A 21,169-nucleotide genomic window follows, 5' to 3' on the forward strand; every position below is an offset into this window, starting at 1 on the left:
GCCCACCATGACATGGTCTGAGTTCGGTGCTGTGGTCGTAACCGGATGTGCCATTGTCCTTCTAGGACCATGGTTCTACCTGCGCGTCGGCGGCAAGAGGGCCACTGTCGCGATCCTCGCGTTCGCGCTGGTAGCCGTAGAGGAATTGTTCGCCAGTGCGAGAAACGCTCAGGAGGGTGCCCTCGAAGCGCCTTCGATCGTGACCGTGGGTCATCAACTGCACAGCGTCTCGGCGTTCGGGTTTCCGCTCCTCGTCCTGATTGCGATCGCCGCCGCTCCGCTGCTCGTCGGGCTGTCCGCCGAGAAGAGGTTCCCGCTCGCATATCTCGTGCCCGTCGGCCTTCTCATGGCAGCCGCCGCTTTCTCGGGACTCATCAACGGCGGCCCGACGTCCGCCGCCAAGGGCGCGAGTGTGGCCGTGCTTATTCTCGTCGGAATGGTCATCGGAAGGCACCTGCGGGACTTGGACGATCAGGCGATGGCTCGAACGCTGTTGGCCGTGATGGCGGTCAAGGCGGTCGTTGCCGCGCTCGTCACGGCCGGCCTCGGGGCAAGAAGCTCACGCTTCGTCTTGTATTACGACTCAGTAACCCCGGCTCTCGCCGCCGCGATCCTGCTGGCGGTGTTCCTACGGCAAAAATGGGACCGGCTGCACATCTGGCTCGCATTGACGGCGAGCGTCGTACTGTTGCTCAGCCCGCGACGCACGCCCCTGCTCGCATTGGTCGTGTCGAGCCTGCTACTACTGGTCGTGGCCCGCGGAGTGCGTGTGATCAAACGGGCGCTGGTCGTGGGGGCGTTAATGGGTCTCGGCTTGGCGTTCTCGTCCTACCTGCCAGAAAGCCTGCGTCAGCGCATCGAGAGTGGTCTCGGCGTGCTGACCGGATCGGAACAGGAAGACTCAGCAACTGGCCACTTCAACGACCTGTACCGGGGATGGGAGCTGGGCGTCGACGGACCCTTCTTCGGACTCGGCCCGAACGCGCGGCAACCGTTGGGCCTGGCCGCCAACAAGGCCAACGCTCTCTACATTCACGACGAGTTCCTGCATGTCTGGGTAGGTCTGGGCCTCTTGGCGGCGCTGGCCTTGTGCACCTTGCTGATCCTGTCGACGGTCCAAGCGGCGCGCACGACCCGGCACGCTGCTGCGGGCGGTGTGTCACTGGTCGAGTCGGTTGCCGCCTGCTTTCTCCTGCAAATGCCCGTCGTGCTGGTCTTCTTTCCGTACCTCAGCACTACCACGAGATGGCCCATGCTGTATGGGATTGCGGCAGTGATCGTGGCGGGATTATGGGGCGCCGCTCGGAGGTCGGCCCAATCCCCGGGGGCGACGACATCGGCAACCAGGGTGAATGCGGCGGTTGTTGTGCACCAAGCGAACGGCGAAGGAAAAGCATGACAGTAAAATTGAGTATCGGCATCGTCTCCGTATCGGAAACCGCAGGCGGGGCGGAGGCGCACACGCTCGCACTCGCTCAGGGCCTTGCCGAGCGCGACCACACCCTCGTCCTCCACGGTCGCTGCCCCGGCTGGGACAGCACCGCTCTCCCCCGGACGGTGCCGAGCTTGGGCCCCAAGTGGTCACGTCGGACCCTCCTCCAAGGGATCCTGCGTGTTCCGATTGAGCAGCGGGCAGTGCAGGCCCTGCCCCCGTCCTCCGTTTACTACATGCAGTTCAAGAGAGAACAGATCGCGCTGACTCGGACGCTCGCCCAGAGGGCTCCCGTCGTGTGGACGGAGCACGGGCGGTGGACGGGAGCTCTGGGTGGGAGGGCTCTTCTCGCGGCCTACGCCCGGGCGGCGCGGCACGTGTCTCGCATCGTCTGTGTAAGTGGCGAGGTGGCGCAGGATCTTCGCGACGTCGTGGAGCCAGAGCGGCTGGTTGTTATTCCAAACGCCATCGACACTGATCGGTGCACTCCCTGTTCTCCCGATCAAAAGCGCAGTTTCCGGCAGCGGCTGCTTCCGGCGCACCTCCAGGACCGACCGGTTGCCGTACTGGCCTCACGCCTTCATCCCGCGAAACGTCACGAGCGCGCCATCAAGGCGGCGATTGCCGGCGGCATCGCGCTCGTCGTGGTGGGCGACGGACCGGATCGGACTCGGCTGGAGGATCTCGCCAACGGCAGGGATGACATCGTCTTCATGGGGTGGCGCGACGACACCATCGATGTCCTCAGGGCCAGTGACCTCTACCTCTACTGCGGCGCCGACACCGACGGGACGTCCCTGGCCCTCCTGGAGGCCGCATCATGTGGCCTGCCAGTGGTCGGCTTTGACGGAGACCCCGGAAGCGATCTGGTCTCCCGATGCGGTGGCCTGCTGCTGACGGACACCGATGAGCTGACGCCGGGTCGTGTCGACGAACTCCTGTCCACGCCCGGCGGCGGACGTGACTACGTCACCAGGATGCACGGAATCGACACCTGGCTCGATTCGTACGAGCGGATTTTCCTTGATGTCGCCGCATAAGCGCTGCCGTCCCCGCTTGACTGGGCGGCGTCGGAGCTACACCACACCCAGGATCGTCTCGATCGCCTCTTCGATCTGGTCCGCCGCGACGCGGTAGTCCTGTCTGGTGCCACCCATGGGATCGGCGATGTCGAAGCTCTCGGGCGGCAGTGGCTGCAGGTAACCGCGCCGCTGCTTGACCACCCGTGCCAGGTTGGCCGCCCGCTCGACCGCGTAGTTCCCCGGCACCTCGTCGGGTTTGAGCCCGCGCACCAGCCACGCCAGTTCTCGCCAGGTGAACGTGTAAGGGAGGGCCCTGGGCACCTGGGCGACAACCTCGTCACGGTGCTTGCGGGTGGCGGTGAGGACGAGGTGCGCACGTGCCACAGCGCCCAGGTCGAGCAATTGGGAGACGAAATGGTCCGCGGGCACACTGCGGCTTTCCAGCTCGGCAATGGCGAAGGGCTGCATTGGCCGGCCGGGCGGCCCCTGGGTACCGCCGCTCGTCACAAAGATCGATTCGGCTGCCCGTCCGTATCGATCCCGGAGGCCGGCCTCCATCAGTCGTAGGGCAATTGGTGACCGGGCCTGGTTCCCGGTGCATACGTGAATGATGCCCCCCATTGCAGACCTTCCCCCATCGCCACGGCCGGCAGGGAGAAGGATACCTACCGTGCGGGCTGCGGCCTCGGCGGAGAGTGAAGCCAGCTACGTGCATCTATCGCCTGCGGTAGTCGTGGAAGCACGCTCCGTAATGGACCTCACTGCGGCATCGAAAGCTCGGTTCAGATCCGCCTGCGGGGTGGATAACCGGTCCACCAAACAGCCGATGGGGTTCGCCTTTTCGCTGCTGGCGGGGCCTTCTGTCCAGGTTAAGATCACGAGCGCTGCATGCGGGGAGATTCGCATCTGGAGTAACGCGCACGTCCCCGGCGGCGCTCGTCACAATGACGCGCGGCTTAGGCCCGCGGATTGACGTGCCATTCGCGGGGGAGACGCGCAAGGTGGGTTCTGGACAGACAAGCTTGTCGACGGCTGTGTTCACGCCGCCCGTGCAGATGAGCCGGGGCGCCGTCGATGCGGAGACTCTCGACCTGCGGATACCACCCGGCGGGCTGCGGGGAGACGGCGTCCAGCCGCCACCGGCCCCAGCTCCTGAGCGGGCGACGATCGGCTATCTCCGGGCTTGGATGCTCGTGCTGCCCGTGGACCTCGCCGTCATGTTGGCTCCGGTGCCCTTCAACGCCGCTCACTGGCGTGGCCTGATGGTCATGGGTCTCCTGACCATCGCCCTGCTGGCCTCCGGCGGCCTCTACCGATCCCGCCTGCACCTCTCGATCCTCGACGAGGCACCGGTGATCCTCAGTCGTTTCCTCGTGGCAGCGGCGCTGGTCGCCTTCGTCGCGGCCCTTCGGCACGAGAGCTTCGCCAACTTCGGAAGTCTGCTACGCGCGGCCACGGTCATGGTCGTACTGCTGCTCATCGGCCGAGGCCTGACGATGTGGACGATCATGATGGGCCGTCGGCGACGGATAGTCGGCCACGCGACCATCCTCGTCGGCAGCGGCCCCGTCGCGGCTGACCTGGCCGAGGTGCTGGCCCGCTACCCCCAGTACGGGCTGCGGGTCGTGGGTTTCGTCGACAACCCGCACCGCGCCGGTCACGCGGTGCACGACCTGACGCACCTCGGTGACCTGGACGACCTCACCGCGGCGATGGCGCGGGCCAAGGCTGACGTGCTGCTCATCGCCGACCCGGACATCACCGACAGCCGGTTCGCTGGGCTCCTTCGCCAGGCGATGGCCACCACGTACGACATCCTGGTCGTGCCGCGGATGCACCAGTTCCAGACTCAGACCGCGCGGCCGGACCACATCGGGGCGATCCCGGTGATGCGGATCCGCCCACCTCGGTTGAGCGGCTGGCGATGGGCCCTCAAGCGATCGGTTGATGTCATCTTCAGTGCGCTGGCGCTCCTCGCCCTCGCTCCGGTCCTTGCCCTCTGTACGTTGGCGGTGCGGATCGAAGGCGGGCCGGGGGTCCTCTTCCGTCAGCAGCGGGTGGGCCGGCACGGCAAGCTCTTCGAGGTCCTGAAGTTCCGTTCCATGCGTCCCGCCAGCGAGGCCGAGTCGCAGACCACCTGGTCGGTGGCGAACGACAGCCGGGTGGGGCCGGTGGGGCGCTTCCTGCGGCGGACGTCGCTCGACGAGCTGCCCCAGCTGTGGAACATCCTGCGGGGTGACATGACGTTGGTCGGCCCGCGCCCGGAGCGGCCGCACTTCGTGGAGGTGTTCTCCGCCGCCCACAGCCACTACTCGTGGCGCCACCGCGTCCCCGCCGGTCTCACCGGGCTGGCTCAGGTCAGCGGTCTGCGCGGCGACACCCCGATCTCCGATCGGGCGCGCTTCGACAACTACTACATCGAGAACTGGTCGCTGTGGTTGGATTTCAAGATCCTGCTGCGGACGATCCGCGAGGTCCTGGTCGGCGGAGGCCGGTAGCCGGGCAGCCGGCGTACGTTGCCCGCCGTGTGGATCGCTGGCTGCCACGGCGCGGGGCGCGGGTGCGGACGGCGGGATACCCTTGCGGTGGCCGGTTCCTGCACCCCGGCTGTGTGTGCCCGCCCTAACACTGACAAACGGGATGTTCGCGTGTTTGACACCTTGAGTGACCGCCTGTCCGGGATCTTCACCAAGCTCCGCGGCAAGGGGCGGCTCACCGACGCCGACATCGACGCCACCGCGCGCGAGATCCGCATGGCGTTGCTGGAGGCGGACGTCGCGCTGCCCGTGGTCAAGGGCTTCATCGCCAACCTCAAGGAGCGGGCCCGCGGCGCGGAGGTCTCCGAGGCGCTCAACCCCGCCCAGCAGATCATCAAGATCGTCAACGACGAGCTGGTCAACGTGCTCGGCGGCGAGGGACGGCGACTCCAGTTCGCCAAGCAGGCGCCGACGGTGATCATGCTGGCCGGCCTCCAGGGTTCCGGTAAGACCACCCTCGCCGGCAAGCTGGCCCGCTGGCTCAAGGCCCAGGGTCACCAGCCGCTGCTGGTCGCCGCCGACCTCCAGCGCCCCAACGCCGTCGGGCAGCTCCAGGTGCTCGGTGGCCGCGCCGGCGTCGAGGTGTACGCCCCGGAGCCCGGCAACGGCACGGGCGACCCGGTGCAGGTCGCGCGCGCCTCCATCGAGCACGCCCGGCGTGCCGCCCGGGACATCGTCATCGTCGACACCGCCGGCCGGCTGGGCATCGACGCCGAGATGATGCAGCAGGCCGCCGACATCCGCGACGCGGTCGACCCGGACGAGGTCATCTTCGTCATCGACGCGATGGTCGGCCAGGACGCGGTCCGCACCGCGGAGGCGTTCCGCGACGGCGTCGGCATCACCGGTGTGGTCCTCTCGAAGCTCGACGGCGACGCCCGCGGTGGCGCCGCCCTGTCGGTCCGGGAGGTCACCGGGCAGCCGATCCTCTTCGCCTCCACCGGCGAGAAGCTGGAGGACTTCGACGTCTTCCACCCCGACCGGATGGCCAGCCGGATCCTCGGCATGGGCGACGTCCTCACTCTGATCGAGCAGGCCGAGCAGGCCTTCGACTCCGATCAGAAGGAGAAGATGACCGCCAAGCTGATGGGCGGCGAGCAGTTCACCCTGGAGGACTTCCTCGACCAGCTCATCGCGGTCCGGCGGATGGGCCCGATCGCCAACGTGCTGGCCATGATGCCGGGCATGGGGCAGATGAAGGACCAGCTCGCCGAGCTGGACGACAAGCACTTCGACCGGGTCACCGCGATCATCCGGTCGATGACCCCGGCCGAGCGCACCAACCCGAAGATCATCAACGGCTCTCGCCGGGCCCGGATCGCCAACGGCTCCGGGGTCACCGTGATGGACGTCAACCAGCTGCTCAACCGCTTCACCGACGCGCAGAAGATGATGAAGCAGATGGGCGGCATGATGGGCCTGCCCGGCGCCGGGCGGCGCAAGGCCACCAAGTCGCCGAAGAACAAGCGCAAGGGCACCAAGGGTGGCGGCCGGCCGCGTACCGGGGCGGGCGCCGGCATGCCGGGCGGCTTCCCCGGCGGCATGCCGCAGCTCCCACCGGGCATGGACCCGGGCGACCTGGCCGGCGGCCAGGGCCTGCCGCCGGGCTTCAAGCTCCCGAAGATCGACTTCAACAAGCTGGGCAAGGGCGACCAGCGGCCCCGCTGAGCGTGTCGGTGGCGGTGGGCGACGTCTTCGGCGCTTAGGGTGACGTCTCCCCCTGGAAGGAGATGTCATGACCGCGGCCCCGATCTTGCCCGAGCGGCACGAGTGGACGGTCGACGACCTGGGTGACCTGCCCAAGGACCTTCCGTACGAACTGATCAACGGAAGGTTGATCGTGCCGTCGCCCACCGCCGTGCACCAGGACATGCGTGTCCGTCTGCTGCTCGCGCTTCGGGTCAACTGCCCACCGGAGTACCTGGTCAGCATCGACCTGTCGATGCGGGTCGACCGGCGCAACGAACCCCGGCCCGACGTGGTGGTGATCCGCCGCAAGCACGCCGACCGCTCGCCCGTCCCGGTCGAGGACGCCCTGCTCGCCGTCGAGGTCGTCTCCCCGACGTCCACCTTCCGCGACATGTACGACAAGGCCAAGGTCTACGCGCACGCCGGGGTCCGGTCCTACTGGGTGGTGGATCCGCTCCAGGAGCGGATCACGCTGACCGAGTACGCGCTCGGCGCGGGCCGCGAGTACGAGCAGGTCGCCCACACCGAGGACCTGTTCGTCACCGAGCGCCCGTGGAAGGTGTCGGTCGACCTGCCGGCCCTGACGGTGCGACGCAACGACCTGCGCGCCGCCGACGGGGAGTGACCCCGGCAGCGGCGCGCGGGCCGACGTGCCCGGCCCGTCACGCGCGTCCCGTGCCGATCCGGTAGGACTGTGCACATGGCTCTGCATGTGCGTGGTGTGCTCCTGCCCGACGACGAGGTCCGGGACCTGTGGCTGGTCGGTGACCGGGTCACCTTCGACCCGGTGCCCGGCGCCGAGACCGTGGTCGACGGCGGGTTCGTGCTGCCCGGCCTGACCGACGCGCACTGCCACATCGGTATCGCCCGGGGCGGCGCCCCGATCACCTCCCTGGACCAGGCCCGCGAACTGGCCCGGACCGACCGGGACGCCGGGGTCCTCGCCATCCGCGACGCCGGCTCCCCGTACCCCTATCCCGAGCTGGACGACGAGCCGGACCTGCCCCGGCTCGCCCGCGCCGGGCGGCACGTCGCCCCGCCGAAGCGCTACCTGCGCGACATCGGCGTCGAGGTCGGGCCGGCGGAGGTCGCCGCCACCGTGGCCGAGCAGGCGGCGGCCGGCAACGGCTGGGTCAAGCTGGTCGGCGACTGGATCGACCGCGGCGTGGGCGACCTCGCGCCGGCCTGGGACGCCGACACCATGACGGCGGCCGTGGCCGCCGCACACGCCGCCGGGGTACGCGCCGCGGTGCACACCTTCAGCGAGTCCGCCGTGGAGATCATGGTGCGGGCCGGGGTGGACTCGGTGGAGCACGGTACCGGCCTCAGCCTCGACCTGGTCGACCTGATGGCCCGGCAGGGGACCGCGCTGGTCCCCACGATGATCAACATCCGGACGTTCGGCGGGATCGCCGAGCAGGCGCGGGCGAAGTTCCCCGGCTACGCCGACCACATGATCGCCCTGCGCGACCGCTTCCCCGAGGTGGTCCGGGCGGCGTACGAGGCGGGGGTGCCGATCTACGTCGGCACCGACGCCGGGGGCGGCATCGACCACGGGCTGGCCGCCGAGGAGATGCTGCTGCTGCACGAGCAGGCCGGCATGTCGGCGGTGGACGTCCTCGCCGCCGCCTCCTGGGGCGCCCGGGACTGGCTCGGCTTCCCCGGCCTGGTCGAGGGCGGTCTCGCCGACCTCACCGTGTACCCGCAGGACCCCCGCGCCGACCTGCGCGTGGTCCGCACCCCGTCCCGCATCGTCCTGCGCGGCCGCGTGCTCCGCTGACCCCGCCCCCCGCGGCCCGGACTGCAACGCGCGGCTCGGGGTGCCCTGCGGCGGCAAGATCGCGCTCGATCCTGGATGTAGTGGCCTGCGTCGCGCTTTGATGCCACTACATCCAGGAAGTAGCGCGATCTTGGCGTGCGGCGTGCGGGTGCGGCGTGCGTCAGCGGGGCGGGGTGGTGGCCTGGAGGAAGAGGTGCAGGGCCAGGTCCGCGAGGGCGCGGGCGGTCTGGTCGACCGGGGCCTGGGGGAGCACGATGTGGCTCACCACCAGGCGGACTGTGGAGTCCGCCGCGAAGGCCAGGGCGACCGGGTCGGTGCCGGGAAGGATGCCGTCGGCCCATTCCAGCAGCGCGCCGGAGGCCTCGGTCAGGACCAGGTCGGAGCGGGTGGTCAGGTACGGCAGCAGCTCGTCCGAGCCGCCCCGGGCGCTGGTCAGGATCGCCTTGATCAGCGGGTTGTCCGCCGCCGCGGTGAGGGTGTGCCGGATGGCCGCGTACGCCCCGGCGCGAACGTCGGCGCCGTGCTCGCCCAGCGCCGCGCGTACGTCGTCGACGAACCGGTCCACCTCGCGGCGGGCGAGGGCCTCGGCCAGCCCGGCCTTGCTGCCGAATTCGTTGTAGACGGTCTGCCGGCTCACCCCGGCGGCGGTGGCCACCGCGCCCATCCGTACGCCGTCCCAGCCGTGCGCGACGGTCAGCGCTCGGGCGGCGTCGACGATGCCGTCCCGCACCGGACTGCTGTCCCTGTGCTCAACCATGGTGGTCGAAGTCTAGGTCGGTGGCGCCACCGACCTGCCACCAGCCGGGCGCGGGGCTGTACTCCGGCGGCGGAGTCGCTCGGGCACGCGGATCGAGGGTCGCCATGACGGCGGATGCTCGGAATGCCGCGCCCGATCGCGCTGCCCCCACCGGCGACGCATAGGATGTGCGGTCATGGCACGCGTGCTCACTCCCCGTGCGGAGGACTTCCCCCGCTGGTACCAGGACCTGATCGCCAAGGCGAAGCTGGCCGACAACGGCCCGGTCCGCGGCACCATGGTCATCCGACCGGCCGGCTACGCCATCTGGGAGCGGATGCAGGCCGAGATGGACGCCCGGATCAAGGCGGCCGGCGCGGAGAACGCGTACTTCCCGCTCTTCATCCCGGAGAGCTACCTCAAGCGCGAGGCCGAGCACGTCGAGGGCTTCTCGCCGGAGCTCGCCGTCGTCACCCACGGTGGTGGCAAGCAGCTCGCCGAGCCGGTGGTGGTGCGTCCCACCAGCGAGACGGTGATCGGCGAGTTCATGGCCAAGTGGATCGACTCGTACCGGGACCTGCCGCTGCTGCTCAACCAGTGGGCCAACGTGGTGCGCTGGGAGCTGCGGCCGCGGATCTTCCTGCGGACCAGCGAGTTCCTCTGGCAGGAGGGGCACACCGCGCACGCGACCCGCGAGGACGCCCGCGCCTACGCCCGGCGGATCCTGCACGAGGCGTACGAGGACCTGATGGTCAACGTGCTCGGCATCCCGGTGGTGGTCGGTCTGAAGACCGCCCGGGAGCGCTTCGCCGGCGCGACCGCCACCTACACCTGCGAAGGCATGATGGGTGACGGCAAGGCGCTCCAGCTGGGCACCAGCCACGAGCTCGGGCAGAACTTCGCCAAGGCGTTCGACATCAGCTACTCCTCGGCCGAGGGCGGCCGGGAGCACGCCTGGACGACCTCCTGGGGCACCTCGACCCGGATGCTCGGCGGCCTGATCATGGCCCACGGCGACGACAACGGGCTGCGGGTGCCGCCACGGGTGGCGCCGGTCCAGGCGTACGTGATGATCGTCAAGGACGGCGAGGGCGTCGGCGAGGCGGCGGCCAAGCTCCGCGACGCGCTGCGCGACGCCGGTGTCCGGGTCGCGCTCGACGACCGCACCGACACCGCGTTCGGCCGCCGGGCCGTCGACGCCGAGCTGCGCGGCTATCCGGTACGCGTCGAGGTCGGCCCGCGCGACCTGGCCGCCGGCAACGCGGTGGTGGTCCGGCGGACGGACGGCTCGAAGTCCCCCACCCCGGTGGCGGACGTGGTCGGCGCGGTGCTGGCCGCGCTGGAGGCCGACCAGCAGGCCCTGCACGACCAAGCCCTGGCACACCGGCAGTCCCGCACGGTCGAGGTGTCGACCCTGGCCGAGGCGATCGAGGCGGCGGCGACCGGCTGGGCCCGGGTGCCGTGGTCGGCGGTCGGCGTCCAGGGTGAGGCGGAGGCGAACGGCCAGGGCGTCACCGTGCGTTGCCTGCTCCGCGCCGACGGCTCCGTGCCGGACTCCGAGGACGAGCCCGACCTGGTCGCCATCCTCGCCCGCGCCTACTGACGGGGGAGAAGGCCCTTCCTGCCGCCTCCGGTGGGGGAGGGGCCCGTTGACAGGCGGGGGTGGTGAGGTGCGCTTCGAACCGGGTCGGCTGATCATGCACCGGAACGTGCGGCACGGCCGGATCGGCTGGGTCCGCCCGGGTCGGGTGGTCAGCGACGACGAGCGTGGGCTGCTGATCTGGATCGCCCGGGACTCGCCGGTGGCGCACGAGGTCACCGAGGCCGGGCTGGGCATGCGGGCGATGCCGTTCGCCGAGTGGATCACCTCGTCGTACCGGCTGGCCCGGGGCCGGTGGAACGGGCCGCCGCTGCTGAAGTTCCTGCCCACCGGCGCGGCCCACTCGGTCTGGTGGTTCCGCGACGCGCAGGGTCGCTTCGTGAACTGGTACGTCAACCTGGAGGAGCCGGGCGTCCGGTGGGACGACGGCCCGGTGGCCGGGGTGGACGTGGTCGACCAGGACCTCGACGTGGTCGTCCACCCGGACCTGAGCTGGCAGTGGAAGGACGAGGAGGAGTTCGCCGAGCGGCTGGCCTTCCCCGACGACTACTGGGTGACCGACGCCGCGGCGGTACGCGCCGAGGGGGAGCGGGTGATCGGCCTGGCCGAGGCGGGGAAGTTCCCGTTCGACGGCACCTGGTGCGACTTCGCCCCGCCGCCGGACTGGCAGGTCCCGGACGGCCTCCCCGCCGGCTGGGACCGTCCGCCGGTCCGCTGAGCCCGCACCACCGCCCTCGTCCGGCCGGCCCTCGCCGACCCGGGAGGTGAGTGACGTCCGTCACGTGGGGCCGCCGCGCGGGTCGGCATGACCGTCCGGTGTGAGAGATCGGTGGGCCATCTGGCAGAATGGTTGGCTGGTATCCGGCGTGTGTCCGGCGCCCTCTAACCCGGGCACGTCGCCAGTCCACCGAGCAGTCTCCGGCACAACCCCACTGTGCCGGTCGGCGCTCACCCGTGCACCGCCCGTACCGGGCCGGTGAGATCGCAACAGGAGCGAAACAACTGTGGCCGTAAAGATCCGGCTCCTGCGGATGGGCAAGATCCGCAACCCGCAGTACCGCATCGTCGTCGCCGACTCGCGCACCAAGCGTGACGGTCGCGCGATCGAGTTCGTGGGCGTGTACCAGCCGAAGGAGGACCCTTCGGTGATCGAGGTCAAGTCGGAGCGGGTCCAGTACTGGCTCTCCGTCGGCGCGCAGCCGAGCGAGGCGGTGCAGCGTCTGCTGGAGCTGACCGGCGACTGGCAGAAGTACAAGGGCCTGCCGGCCCCGCCGCCGCTGAAGGTCGCCCCCGAGCGGGCCGACCGCAAGGCGGCGTACGAGGCCGAGGCGAAGGCCGCCGCCGGCCTGGCCCCGGAGACCCCGGCCAAGCCGGCCAAGAAGGCCGCCAAGGCCGAGACCGAGGCGCCGAAGACCGAGGCTCCGGCCGAGGCCCCGGCCGCTGCTGCCGACGCCGGTGAGCAGGCCTGACATGCCACTGCGTCCCGCGCTGGAGCACCTGGTCAAGGGCATCGTCGACCACCCGGACGACGTCCGGGTCCGGATGGTCGATTCCCGTCGGGGCAAGCGGCTCGAGGTCCGCGTGCACCCCGAGGACCTCGGCACGGTGATCGGGCGGTCCGGCCGGACCGCCAAGGCGCTGCGCCAGGTGATCGGCTCCATCGGTGGACGCGGCGTACGCGTCGACATCGTCGACTCGTACTGATGCTGCTCATCGTCGGCAGGATCGGCAAACCGCACGGGATCCGCGGTGAGGTCACCGTGGAGGTGCGGACCGACGAGCCCGAGGCGCGGTTCGCCCCCGGCACGGTCCTAGGGACCGAGCCGGGGGCGACGCCCCCCGCCAACCCGGCCGCCGGTCCCGGCGTGCCCTTCCGCGTCCCCGAGGAACTGGTGATCGAGTCCGCCCGCTGGCACCAGGGGCGGATGCTGGTGGCCTTCGAGGGCATCCTGGAACGGGACGTCGCCGAGGCGCTGCGCGGCACCCTGCTCACGGTGGACAGCGCCGACGTGGCGCCGCCGGAGGACCCGGAGGAGTTCCACGACCACCAGCTGGTCGGGCTCGCCGTGGTCACCCCCTCCGGAGAGCGGCTGGGCGAGGTGGCCCGGATCGACCACGCGCCCTCGTCGGACCTGCTGGTGCTGCGCCGCCCCGAGGGGCGTATCGCGCTGATCCCCTTCGTCAAGGCGATCGTTCCCGAGGTGGACCTCGCCGGCGGTCGCGTCGTGGTCGACCCACCGGCCGGTCTGCTCGATCTCTGACCCGGAGCGACCCCTCATGCGCGTCGACATCGTGTCGATCTTCCCCGAGTACTTCGCCCCGCTCGACCTGTCGCTGATCGGTCGGGCCCGGGAGAACGGGACGATCCGGCTGGCCGTACACGATCTGCGGAGCTGGACCCACGACGTGCACCGCACGGTCGACGACACGCCCTACGGCGGCGGCCCGGGCATGGTGATGCGGCCGGAGCCGTGGGGCGAGGCGCTCGACGCCCTCGCCCCCGACGAGCTGAGCCCGGACGGCCACACCCTGCCCCGGCTGCTGGTCCCCTCGCCGGCCGGCGTCCCCTTCACCCAGGCGATGGCGCACGAGTTGGCCGCGGAGTCGCACCTGCTCTTCGCCTGCGGCCGGTACGAGGGCATCGACCAGCGGGTGCTGGACCACGCCGCGACCCGGATGCGGGTCACCGAGGTCTCCCTCGGTGACTACGTGCTCTTCGGCGGCGAGGTCGCGGTGCTGGTGATCCTGGAGGCGGTCACCCGGCTGCTGCCCGGGGTGCTCGGCAACGCCGGCTCGCTGGACGAGGAGTCGCACGCGCACGGCCTGCTGGAGGCCCCGATGTACACCAAGCCGGCGAACTGGCGCGGGCACGAGGTGCCGGAGGTGCTCCGCTCCGGTGACCACGGCCGGATCGCGCGGTGGCGCCGGGACGAGGCGCTGGCCCGCACCGCCGGCCGCCGGCCGGACATGATCGCCGCGCTGCCCCCGGACAGCCTGGACAAACGGGACGTCGCCGCGTTGGGCCGGGCCGGATTTCAGCTGCCACCGGGGGATGTGGCAAAGTAGAGGGGTTGCCGCATCCGCCCGCGCCCGCGGGTGGCTGCGAGGATCCCCGACCGGGGGTCGGCCCGCCGACCACCACCCGGGGATCAGAATCACCCATCCGCGCACCGACTGACGGTGCGCCGTGAGCCTCACGAGGACGCAGCGATGAACATCCTGGACGCCCTTGACGCCCAGTCGAAGCGGACCGACCTCCCCGACTTCCGTGCCGGTGACACCGTCAAGGTGCACGCGCGGGTCGTCGAGGGCAACCGGTCCCGTGTCCAGATCTTCCAGGGCGTCGTCATCCGCCGCCAGGGTGACGGTCTGCGCGAGACCTTCTCGGTCCGCAAGGTCAGCTTCGGTGTCGGCGTCGAGCGGACCTACCCGCTCAACGGCCCGGGCATCGACCGCATCGAGGTCGTGACCCGCGGTGACGTGCGTCGCGCCAAGCTCTACTACCTGCGTGAGCTGCGCGGCAAGAAGGCCAAGATCAAGGAGAAGCGGGAGAAGCAGCCCAGCTGACTTCCCGCTCGCCACGCCGCCTGAGCTGCGCGGATGTCGTATCGACCGGATCGCACTACCCTGGTCGGTACGGGCGCAGCAGGGCAGCGACGCCGCGACGGCAGTCGACGGCGATGCGATTGTCCACTACCGCCCGTGGAGCCTCGTCGAGGCTCCCGGGCGGTAGTGTCGTTTCTGCGGACCGGAGAGTGGCGTGGTGCAGGTGCTTGACGAGGACGGCGCAGTCGATCCGTGGCGTCGTCGGGTCCGGCGCGGCCGCCGGCAGATGCCCCTCTGGCAGGAGCTGCCGCTGCTCCTCGTCGTCGCCTTCTGCCTCGCGGTGTTGATCCGCACCTTCCTGCTCCAGGCCTTCTTCATCCCCTCCGGCTCGATGGAGGACACCCTCCTCATCGGCGACCGGGTGCTGGTCAACAAGGTCGTCTACGACGTGCGGGACCCGGTGCGCGGTGAGGTGGTGGTCTTCCGGGGCACCGACCGGTGGATCGCCCAGGAGAGCCCGGCGCCGCCGGCCGGCATCGTCGGCCGGACGAGCCGGACCCTGGGTGACCTGGTCGGGGTCAGCCGGCCCGGCGAGAAGGACTTCATCAAGCGGGTGATCGGGGTCCCCGGTGACCGGGTCAGGTGCTGCGACGACCAGGGGCGGGTCCTGGTCAACGGCATCCCCCTGGACGAGCCGTACGTGGTCCGCGACTCGCCGCTGGAGGTGCCGCCGAACCCGAAGGAGTGCCGGTCCCGGCGCTTCGAGGAGGTGGTCGTGCCGTCCGGCCAGATCTTCGTGATGGGTGACCACCGGCTGGTCTCGCAGGACGCCCGCTGTCAGGGCCCGGTGCCGATCGACAACGTGGTCGGGCGGGCCTTCATGGTGGTGTGGCCCTCCTCGCGGTGGGCCCCGCTGTCGGTCCCGGAGACCTTCGCCCAGCTCTCCCGTCCCGCCGTGGCCTCCGCCACCCCGCCCGCCCCGCCCGCGCCCGCCCCCGCCCCGGTGGGCGGTATCGCCCTCGTCCTGCCGGTCACGACGCTGATCACCGTTGTCGCGCGTTCCGGACGGTCGGTCCGGGCCCGGCAACGTAGGCTCCTCCCGTGATTGACGAGCAGACCGACAAGCCGCGCAGCTCCTTCTGGAAGGAACTGCCGATCCTCCTCGGCGTGGCGATCCTGGTGGCGGTGCTGGTTCGCGCCTTCGTGCTGCAGACCTTCTTCATCCCGTCCCCGTCGATGGAGAACACCCTCATGATCGACGATCGGGTGCTGGTCAACAAGCTGGTGTACGACTTCCGCTCGCCGCACCGCGGCGAGGTGGTGGTGTTCAAGGCGCCGACCGAGTGGAGCGGCAACCCGGACGGCGAGGACTTCATCAAGCGGGTGATCGGGGTCGGCGGCGACCACGTGGTCTGCTGCGACGCGGACCGGCTGGTGATCAACGGCAAGCCGCTCGACGAGCCGTACCTCTTCTCCGCCGACGGCCAGCGGGACAAGCCGGCCGACCAGGAGTTCGACATCACCGTGCCGCCCGGGCGGCTCTGGGTGATGGGTGACCACCGCTCCGCCTCCGGCGACTCGCTGGAGCACTGGCAGCAGTCCGGTCGCGACATCGACAACGCCACCATCCCCGAGGACCAGGTGGTGGGGCGGGCCTTCACCGTGTTCTGGCCGGTCGACCGGGCCACCTGGCTCAGCGTCCCGGAGCAGTTCGACGACATCCCCAACCCGTGACGTAAGAGGGCGGCCCGGGCGTGGTCGTTCGTCGCCTGCGTCTGGCAGGCTGGGGCGGTGACCGTCTACACCCCGCGCCGCGCGGCCCGCGTACTGCTCGTCGACGCGGCCGGCCGGGTGCTGCTCTTCGACGGCACGGACCCGGCCCGCCCCGACCACCGGTACTGGCTCACCCCGGGTGGCGGCCTCGACCCGGGGGAGACCCCGGCCCAGGGCGCCGCCCGTGAGCTGGCCGAGGAGACCGGGCTCCGGCTCGACCCGGCCGCGCTCGGCGAGCCGGTCTGGGCCGAGACGATCGAGTTCACCTTCGACGGCGTGGGGTACCGGCAGGAACAGCAGTTCTTCCTGGTGCGGGTGCCCGCCTGGGAGGTGGACACCGCCGGCTTCACCGACCTCGAACGGGCCAGCGTCTCCGGTCACCGCTGGTGGTCGCCGGAGGAGCTGGCGGCCAGCGGCGACCGGTACTACCCGGCGGAGCTGCCCGCGGTGCTGACCCGGGCGCTCGCCGGCGCCGACGCCACCGCCGGGCGGGCGTCGTGCTGACGCCCCCGCGCACGGTGGTGCGCCGCGACGCTGGGCTGTACGCGCTGGAACGGGCCTTGCAACGGCGGGGCTTCCGGCACGTCGCCGGCGCCGACGAGGCCGGTCGGGGCGCCTGCGCCGGGCCGCTGGTCGCCGCCGCCGCCGTGCTGCCCGAGGGGCGGCGGGGCGAGATCGACGGGCTGGCCGACTCCAAGCTGCTCACCCCGGCCAGCCGGGAACGGGTGTACGCCGAGGTGGTCGAGCGGGCGCTGGCGTACGCGGTGGTGGTCATCCCGGCCGAGGAGGTCGACGCCCGGGGGCTGCACGTGTGCAACCTGGCCGCGATGCGCCGGGCGCTGGCGTCGCTCACCACCCGGCCGGAGTACGTGCTGACCGACGGCTTCGGCGTCGACGGCCTGGACGTGCCGGGGCTGGCGGTGTGGAAGGGCGACCGGGTCGCCGCCTGCGTCGCCGCGGCGAGCGTGCTGGCCAAGGTCACCCGGGACCGGATCATGGTGGAGCTGGACGGCCGCTATCCGGGCTACGGCTTCGCCGAGCACAAGGGGTACATCACCCCGGAGCACACCGAGGCGCTGCGCGAGCGGGGGCCCTGCCTGGAACACCGCTTCTCGTACGTGAACGTGGCGGCCGTCTCGGGCCGGGAGGGCACCCCGCCCCGGTCCCGGCGACCGGTCGGCGGGCCCGCCTGGAAGCCGATGGAGCGCTCGGGCGCGTCAGGGGGTACCGTCGGCGTGGCGTTGGGCGAGCAGCCTCGACCTCCGGCGCCGGTGGGGGAAGATGTGGTCATGGAAGGCGGAGTGCGATGAGCGCGGAAGATCTCGAGAAGTACGAGACCGAGATGGAGCTGCAGCTCTACCGGGAGTACCGCGACATTGTCCGCCAGTTCTCCTACGTGGTGGAGACGGAACGCCGCTTCTACCTGGCCAACCAGGTCGACCTGCACGTGCGCAACTCCGACGGCGAGGTCTACTTCGAGGTCGAGATGCACGACGCCTGGGTGTGGGACATGTACCGTCCTGCCCGGTTCGTCAAGAACGTCCGGGTGATGACGTTCAAGGACGTCAACGTCGAGGAGTTGGAGAAGCCGGACATCTCGCTGCCCGCCGACTCCGGCTTCGGTAGCTGACCGGCCATCCTCCCCCGTCCCGGCGGCGCCCCCACCCGCCGGTGGGCCCCCGACCGCGCCCGGCGGTTCACTGCGCGAGCACCACGACCTCGACCCGCTGAACCAGGTTGTTGGCGAAGCCGCCCCGGTTCCACGGCTGCTCCACCGGCTGGGTACGCCCCGACGCGTCGGTCGCCCGGGCCCCCAGCACGTACCGCCCCGGCTGCGCCGTCCACTCGTACCGCCAGCGCCGCCAGGACCAGTCCCCGCCGTCCGCGCGGTCCAGAGTGGCCGGCGCCCAGCTCGCCCCACCGTCGGTGGTCACCTCTACCGAGGTCACCGGGGCGTGCCCGGACCACGCTCGACCGTCCACCGTGCACGCTCCGGGCCGCAGCACCCGGGTCCGCGTCATGAAGTCCGGGAACCCGGGCGGGCGGACCAGGGCGCGCGGCTCGATCCGGGTCACCGGCACGCCGGGGTCGTCGGCGTCCCGCTTCAGCCGGTAGGCCACCGCGTTCTGGTACCCGTCGAACGCCTCGGTGAGCACCGTGATGCTCCGCAGCCACTTGACGTGCGCCATGCCGTACCAGCCGGGGACGATCAGCCGCAGCGGGGCGCCGTGCTGCGGCAGCAGGGGAGCGCCGTTCATCTCGTACGCCAGCAGCACCTCCTCGCGGAGCGCGTCGGCGACCGGCAGGGCCCGCTGGTAGTCCTGCTCGACGCCGCGCTCGACGCCGTGGTCGGCGCCGGTGAAGACCACCTCCAGCGCGTCCGGGGAGATGCCCGCCTCCCGCAGCAACGGCGCCAGGGGCGTGCCGGTCCACTCGGCGTTGCCCACCGCCTCGACCAGCCAGGGCTGGCTGACCGGGCGGGGGCGCAGCAGCGCCCGGCCGTTGCCGGCGCACTCCAGCGTCACCCGCCGGGTCACCCGGGGACGCGTGCGCAGGTCGTCCAGCCCGAGGACCATCGGCACCCGGACCGCCCCGTCGACGGTCAGCGTGTGGGTGGCCGGGTCGGTGTCCGGGATGTCGTAGTGGATGAGCAGGTAGTGCAGGCCGGCCGGGGTGACGTCGTAGCGCAGCGCTTCCAGCGGGATGCCGTGGTTGCGGGCGGCCAGTTGGAGCTCCTCGACGCTGATCGCCTCGTCCGGCCCGGCGACCCGGGACGGCCGGCTCACCCCGTCCACGCTGGTCATGACGCCTCCCGGTCCCCGCCTCGTCGTGGTGGTCGACGGGGTCGGCACCGACCTGCCGGACCGCCGTGCTGACAGCCTAGACAGTGACGCTTAGCAGATCGACTCCGATCGCGGGCGTTTTCCACAGGTGCCCCCGTTGTCCACAGCGGAGGGCGCGGCACTGGTCCGGGGGCACCGGCCGCGGCACGCTCCGGGCATGCGCAGAGCATCGCGACGGGTGACGGCCGGGTGTGCCGTCGCCCTCGTCCTGACTCCGGCCGTGGCGGTCCACCTGGGAAACGCTGCCGAGCCGGCGGTCGCCGCCACGCCACCGGCGTCGGCGGTCGGCATCGGTGCAGCGCCCGGGTCGGTGCCCAGGTTCCGCTGGCCGCTCGACGGCACACCCCGCCCGGTGCGCCGCTTCGACCCGCCGCCGCGCCCCTGGCTGCCCGGCCACCGAGGGGTCGACCTGGCCGCGACGGCGGGGGCCACCGTCCGTGCGGCCGGACCCGGATCGGTGCTCTTCGCCGGCCTAGTCGCCGGCCGCCCGGTGGTCACCGTCGGGCACGCCGCGGGCCTGCGGACCACCTACGAGCCGGTCCGACCCGGGGTACGCGCCGGCGACCCGGTCGTCGCGGGCACCCCGCTCGGCGACCTGCTGGCCGGCCATCCCGGCTGTGCCGCGCCGGCCTGCCTGCACTGGGGGCTTCGGCGGGGCGTCGACTACCTCGACCCGCTGGCGCTGCTCGGAGCCGGGCCGGTCCGGCTCCTCCCGGTGGACGACCCGCCTCCCGGCGTGGGCCCCGCCCCGGCCGCCGGTCCGTTGCATCGGTCATCCCCGTTCACCGACGGCGTCGATCCGTCGGCGCGCGACGGTGAGCGGGCGCGCCCGGCCGTGGCCGGGCCGCCGGGCGACGATGGGCGTCTGGCCGCGGTCGGCAGTCCGGCACCCGCCGTCGGCGGTCCGGGCGACGGCTCCGGCCGTTCCGCCGGGTCGGTCGCCTGCCGGTGCGGGCGGCGCGGGAGGCCGTCCGGGTCAGCGCTGGGCGAGCAGCGTCGGCAGCCGCACCGCCAGCCGCTCGTACTCGTCGGGGGTGTTGTAGACCTGGCCGCAGAGCCGCAACCAGCCGCGTCCGTCCCAGGTCATCACGGCCACCTCGGCGGCGAGCCGCTCGGCGATCCGGGTCCGCAGCGCCCGGGCGGCGTCCAGGGTGGTGGCGACGCCCGGTGGCAGCGGGACGATCCGCATGGCGACCGTCGGCCCGCCCGGGTGCGGCAGGTCGGCCGGCGTCACCCCGAGCGCGTCCCCCACCACCCGCTGCCCGTACGCGGCCAGCGCCGCGTTGTGCGCCCGCACCCGGTCGACGCCCAGGCTGCGCAGCGTGTACAGCCCGAGGGGGGCGCTCAGCCAGCCCGTGTAGTCGAGGGTGGCCTGCCACTCGACGTTGCCCGGGAAACCGGCCTCCTGTTCCCACGAGACCACCAGCGGTTCGATCCGCTCCCGCCACGGCGGGGCCACCACCAGCACGGCGGTGCCGCGCGGCGCGTACCCCCACTTGTGCAGGTTGCCCACCCAGAAGTCCGCGCCGACGGCGCCCACCTCGACCGGCAGCATGCCGGGTACGTGCGCGGCGTCCACCAGCACCGGCACGCCCCGCTCGTGGGCCAGCCCGACGATCGCCGCCACCGGGAAGAGCCGGGCGGTGGCCGAGGTGAGATGGTCCACGACGAGCAGCCGGGTCCGGCCCGGGCGCAGGCCGGTACGGACGATCTCGACGATTTCCTCGTCGGTGGCGTCCAGCGGCACCCGCAGGGTGCGGGAGACCGCGCCGGTGCGGCGGCACTCCCGCGCGATGCCGAAGCCCACCGCGCCGTACCCGTGGTCGGTGCTGAGCACCTCGTCGCCGGGGCGCAGCCCGAGCGACTGGAGGACCACCGCCACCCCGGTGGTGGCGTTGCCGACCAGGGCGGTGCCGTCCGGGTCGGCGCCGAGGAACGTGGCCAGGTGCCGCCGCGTGTGGGTGATCCGGTCGGCCAGCCCCTGGGTGAAGAAGCGCAGCGGGTTGGCCTCCATCTCGTCGCGCAACCGCTGCTGGGCCCGCTGCACGCCGATCGGCACCGCACCGAACGAGCCGTGGTTGAGATGGCTGACCGACGGGTCCAGCGAGAAGAGCAGTCGAGCCCCGGGAATCGGCTCGGGCGGCCGGGCGACGGTCACCCGGTGATCGTATCCGCTGATGGATCACCGGCTGCCGCTTCGCCCACCTGGGC

General features: G+C 71.6%; 22 protein-coding genes and 1 pseudogene. 19 read left to right on the forward strand and 4 right to left on the reverse strand.

The features are described from left to right. The first annotated feature begins 7 nt into the window (after positions 1 to 7). Positions 8 to 1,399, forward strand: coding sequence for an O-antigen ligase family protein (locus AC5L3Z_RS14010; protein WP_494842123.1), 1,392 nt, complete (start codon positions 8 to 10; stop codon positions 1,397 to 1,399). Further along, complete coding sequence (locus AC5L3Z_RS14015; protein WP_494842125.1) at positions 1,396 to 2,472, forward strand: glycosyltransferase family 4 protein; 1,077 nt, start codon at positions 1,396 to 1,398, stop codon at positions 2,470 to 2,472. Before AC5L3Z_RS14010 ends, AC5L3Z_RS14015 begins: the two co-directional genes overlap by 4 nt. 36 nt (positions 2,473 to 2,508) lie before the next feature. Here the strand turns inward: AC5L3Z_RS14015 and AC5L3Z_RS14020 are convergent, their stop codons facing one another. Continuing rightward, a complete protein-coding gene (locus AC5L3Z_RS14020; protein ID WP_494842127.1) occupies positions 2,509 to 3,075 on the reverse strand; it encodes an arsenate-mycothiol transferase ArsC in 567 nt (188 codons plus the stop codon). 566 nt (positions 3,076 to 3,641) lie between these two features. Here AC5L3Z_RS14020 and AC5L3Z_RS14025 point away from each other — a divergent pair. The 4 genes from AC5L3Z_RS14025 (at position 3,642) to AC5L3Z_RS14040 (ending at position 8,460) form a co-directional block, all read left to right on the forward strand. Beyond that, positions 3,642 to 4,952, forward strand: coding sequence for a sugar transferase (locus tag AC5L3Z_RS14025; protein ID WP_494842129.1), 1,311 nt, complete (start codon positions 3,642 to 3,644; stop codon positions 4,950 to 4,952). Between the two features lie 150 nt (positions 4,953 to 5,102). Next, a complete protein-coding gene (ffh, locus tag AC5L3Z_RS14030; protein WP_494842131.1) occupies positions 5,103 to 6,659 on the forward strand; it encodes a signal recognition particle protein in 1,557 nt (518 codons plus the stop codon). A 67-nt stretch (positions 6,660 to 6,726) separates the two neighbouring features. Continuing rightward, positions 6,727 to 7,305 carry a Uma2 family endonuclease gene (locus AC5L3Z_RS14035; protein WP_494842133.1) on the forward strand — a complete coding sequence of 193 codons (579 nt, stop codon included), beginning with the start codon at positions 6,727 to 6,729 and terminating at the stop codon, positions 7,303 to 7,305. Between the two features lie 75 nt (positions 7,306 to 7,380). Beyond that, a complete protein-coding gene (locus tag AC5L3Z_RS14040) occupies positions 7,381 to 8,460 on the forward strand; it encodes an amidohydrolase family protein (RefSeq protein WP_494842135.1) in 1,080 nt (359 codons plus the stop codon). Positions 8,461 to 8,620: 160 nt separating this feature from the next. Here the strand turns inward: AC5L3Z_RS14040 and AC5L3Z_RS14045 are convergent, their stop codons facing one another. After that, positions 8,621 to 9,217 carry a TetR/AcrR family transcriptional regulator gene (locus tag AC5L3Z_RS14045; RefSeq protein WP_494842136.1) on the reverse strand — a complete coding sequence of 199 codons (597 nt, stop codon included), beginning with the start codon at positions 9,215 to 9,217 and terminating at the stop codon, positions 8,621 to 8,623. 175 nt (positions 9,218 to 9,392) lie between these two features. Here AC5L3Z_RS14045 and proS point away from each other — a divergent pair, with 175 nt between their 5' ends. From proS to AC5L3Z_RS14105, 12 genes are all read left to right on the forward strand, one after another. Next, on the forward strand, positions 9,393 to 10,799 hold the full coding sequence (gene proS, locus AC5L3Z_RS14050; protein ID WP_334522919.1) for a proline--tRNA ligase: 1,407 nt from the start codon (positions 9,393 to 9,395) through the stop codon (positions 10,797 to 10,799). 67 nt (positions 10,800 to 10,866) lie between these two features. Continuing rightward, a complete protein-coding gene (locus AC5L3Z_RS14055; RefSeq protein ID WP_494842137.1) occupies positions 10,867 to 11,514 on the forward strand; it encodes a ribonuclease FAU-1 family protein in 648 nt (215 codons plus the stop codon). 286 nt (positions 11,515 to 11,800) lie between these two features. Further along, positions 11,801 to 12,265, forward strand: coding sequence for a 30S ribosomal protein S16 (gene rpsP / locus AC5L3Z_RS14060; protein WP_334613294.1), 465 nt, complete (start codon positions 11,801 to 11,803; stop codon positions 12,263 to 12,265). Then, positions 12,240 to 12,500: an RNA-binding protein gene (locus tag AC5L3Z_RS14065; RefSeq protein WP_172862164.1), complete on the forward strand. Its 261-nt coding sequence runs from the start codon at positions 12,240 to 12,242 to the stop codon at positions 12,498 to 12,500. The genes rpsP and AC5L3Z_RS14065 overlap by 26 nt, the downstream gene beginning before the upstream one ends. 2 nt (positions 12,501 to 12,502) lie before the next feature. Further along, on the forward strand, positions 12,503 to 13,057 hold the full coding sequence (gene rimM, locus AC5L3Z_RS14070) for a ribosome maturation factor RimM (protein WP_494842193.1): 555 nt from the start codon (positions 12,503 to 12,505) through the stop codon (positions 13,055 to 13,057). A 16-nt stretch (positions 13,058 to 13,073) separates the two neighbouring features. Beyond that, positions 13,074 to 13,862: a tRNA (guanosine(37)-N1)-methyltransferase TrmD gene (gene trmD / locus AC5L3Z_RS14075; protein ID WP_494842138.1), complete on the forward strand. Its 789-nt coding sequence runs from the start codon at positions 13,074 to 13,076 to the stop codon at positions 13,860 to 13,862. 144 nt (positions 13,863 to 14,006) lie between these two features. Then, complete coding sequence (gene rplS / locus AC5L3Z_RS14080; RefSeq protein WP_030335223.1) at positions 14,007 to 14,363, forward strand: 50S ribosomal protein L19; 357 nt, start codon at positions 14,007 to 14,009, stop codon at positions 14,361 to 14,363. 193 nt (positions 14,364 to 14,556) lie between these two features. Next, positions 14,557 to 15,447 carry a signal peptidase I gene (gene lepB / locus AC5L3Z_RS14085; RefSeq protein WP_494842140.1) on the forward strand — a complete coding sequence of 297 codons (891 nt, stop codon included), beginning with the start codon at positions 14,557 to 14,559 and terminating at the stop codon, positions 15,445 to 15,447. Next, positions 15,444 to 16,076 carry a signal peptidase I gene (lepB, locus tag AC5L3Z_RS14090; protein ID WP_334522933.1) on the forward strand — a complete coding sequence of 211 codons (633 nt, stop codon included), beginning with the start codon at positions 15,444 to 15,446 and terminating at the stop codon, positions 16,074 to 16,076. Before lepB (AC5L3Z_RS14085) ends, lepB (AC5L3Z_RS14090) begins: the two co-directional genes overlap by 4 nt. A gap of 57 nt (positions 16,077 to 16,133) precedes the next feature. Further along, the gene (locus AC5L3Z_RS14095) at positions 16,134 to 16,619 is read left to right on the forward strand and encodes an NUDIX hydrolase (protein WP_494842141.1); all 486 of its coding nucleotides are present in this window, start codon (positions 16,134 to 16,136) and stop codon (positions 16,617 to 16,619) included. Next, positions 16,613 to 17,425, forward strand: coding sequence for a ribonuclease HII (locus tag AC5L3Z_RS14100; RefSeq protein WP_494842143.1), 813 nt, complete (start codon positions 16,613 to 16,615; stop codon positions 17,423 to 17,425). Before AC5L3Z_RS14095 ends, AC5L3Z_RS14100 begins: the two co-directional genes overlap by 7 nt. Further along, on the forward strand, positions 17,422 to 17,745 hold the full coding sequence (locus tag AC5L3Z_RS14105; protein ID WP_011905215.1) for a DUF2469 domain-containing protein: 324 nt from the start codon (positions 17,422 to 17,424) through the stop codon (positions 17,743 to 17,745). The genes AC5L3Z_RS14100 and AC5L3Z_RS14105 overlap by 4 nt, the downstream gene beginning before the upstream one ends. Positions 17,746 to 17,812: 67 nt before the next feature. On the opposite strand, the gene AC5L3Z_RS14110 is transcribed toward AC5L3Z_RS14105, so the two are convergent. After that, entirely contained in the window at positions 17,813 to 18,919 is a 1,107-nt protein-coding gene (locus AC5L3Z_RS14110) for a sulfite oxidase (RefSeq protein ID WP_494842144.1), read from the reverse strand. Between the two features lie 196 nt (positions 18,920 to 19,115). Here AC5L3Z_RS14110 and AC5L3Z_RS14115 point away from each other — a divergent pair. Further along, a pseudogene (locus AC5L3Z_RS14115) lies at positions 19,116 to 19,679 on the forward strand (murein hydrolase activator EnvC family protein); the annotation flags it as partial. A gap of 255 nt (positions 19,680 to 19,934) precedes the next feature. On the opposite strand, the gene AC5L3Z_RS14120 reads toward AC5L3Z_RS14115, so the two are convergent. After that, a complete protein-coding gene (locus tag AC5L3Z_RS14120; protein WP_494842145.1) occupies positions 19,935 to 21,116 on the reverse strand; it encodes an aminotransferase class V-fold PLP-dependent enzyme in 1,182 nt (393 codons plus the stop codon). Positions 21,117 to 21,169: the final 53 nt, after the last annotated feature.

The organism is Micromonospora sp. LZ37 (assembly GCF_059359015.1).

What these genes read in the sequence shown, in the direction of transcription:
- AC5L3Z_RS14010 (WP_494842123.1), top strand. Translation starts at nt 8, where the DNA reads ATGACATGGTCTGAGTTCGGTGCTGTGGTCGTAACCGGATGTGCCATT.
- AC5L3Z_RS14015 (WP_494842125.1), top strand. Translation starts at nt 1,396, where the DNA reads ATGACAGTAAAATTGAGTATCGGCATCGTCTCCGTATCGGAAACCGCA.
- AC5L3Z_RS14020 (WP_494842127.1), bottom strand. Translation starts at nt 3,075, where the DNA reads ATGGGGGGCATCATTCACGTATGCACCGGGAACCAGGCCCGGTCACCA.
- AC5L3Z_RS14025 (WP_494842129.1), top strand. Translation starts at nt 3,642, where the DNA reads ATGCTCGTGCTGCCCGTGGACCTCGCCGTCATGTTGGCTCCGGTGCCC.
- AC5L3Z_RS14035 (WP_494842133.1), top strand. Translation starts at nt 6,727, where the DNA reads ATGACCGCGGCCCCGATCTTGCCCGAGCGGCACGAGTGGACGGTCGAC.
- AC5L3Z_RS14040 (WP_494842135.1), top strand. Translation starts at nt 7,381, where the DNA reads ATGGCTCTGCATGTGCGTGGTGTGCTCCTGCCCGACGACGAGGTCCGG.
- AC5L3Z_RS14045 (WP_494842136.1), bottom strand. Translation starts at nt 9,217, where the DNA reads ATGGTTGAGCACAGGGACAGCAGTCCGGTGCGGGACGGCATCGTCGAC.
- proS (WP_334522919.1), top strand. Translation starts at nt 9,393, where the DNA reads ATGGCACGCGTGCTCACTCCCCGTGCGGAGGACTTCCCCCGCTGGTAC.
- trmD (WP_494842138.1), top strand. Translation starts at nt 13,074, where the DNA reads ATGCGCGTCGACATCGTGTCGATCTTCCCCGAGTACTTCGCCCCGCTC.
- rplS (WP_030335223.1), top strand. Translation starts at nt 14,007, where the DNA reads ATGAACATCCTGGACGCCCTTGACGCCCAGTCGAAGCGGACCGACCTC.
- AC5L3Z_RS14105 (WP_011905215.1), top strand. Translation starts at nt 17,422, where the DNA reads ATGAGCGCGGAAGATCTCGAGAAGTACGAGACCGAGATGGAGCTGCAG.
- AC5L3Z_RS14110 (WP_494842144.1), bottom strand. Translation starts at nt 18,919, where the DNA reads ATGACCAGCGTGGACGGGGTGAGCCGGCCGTCCCGGGTCGCCGGGCCG.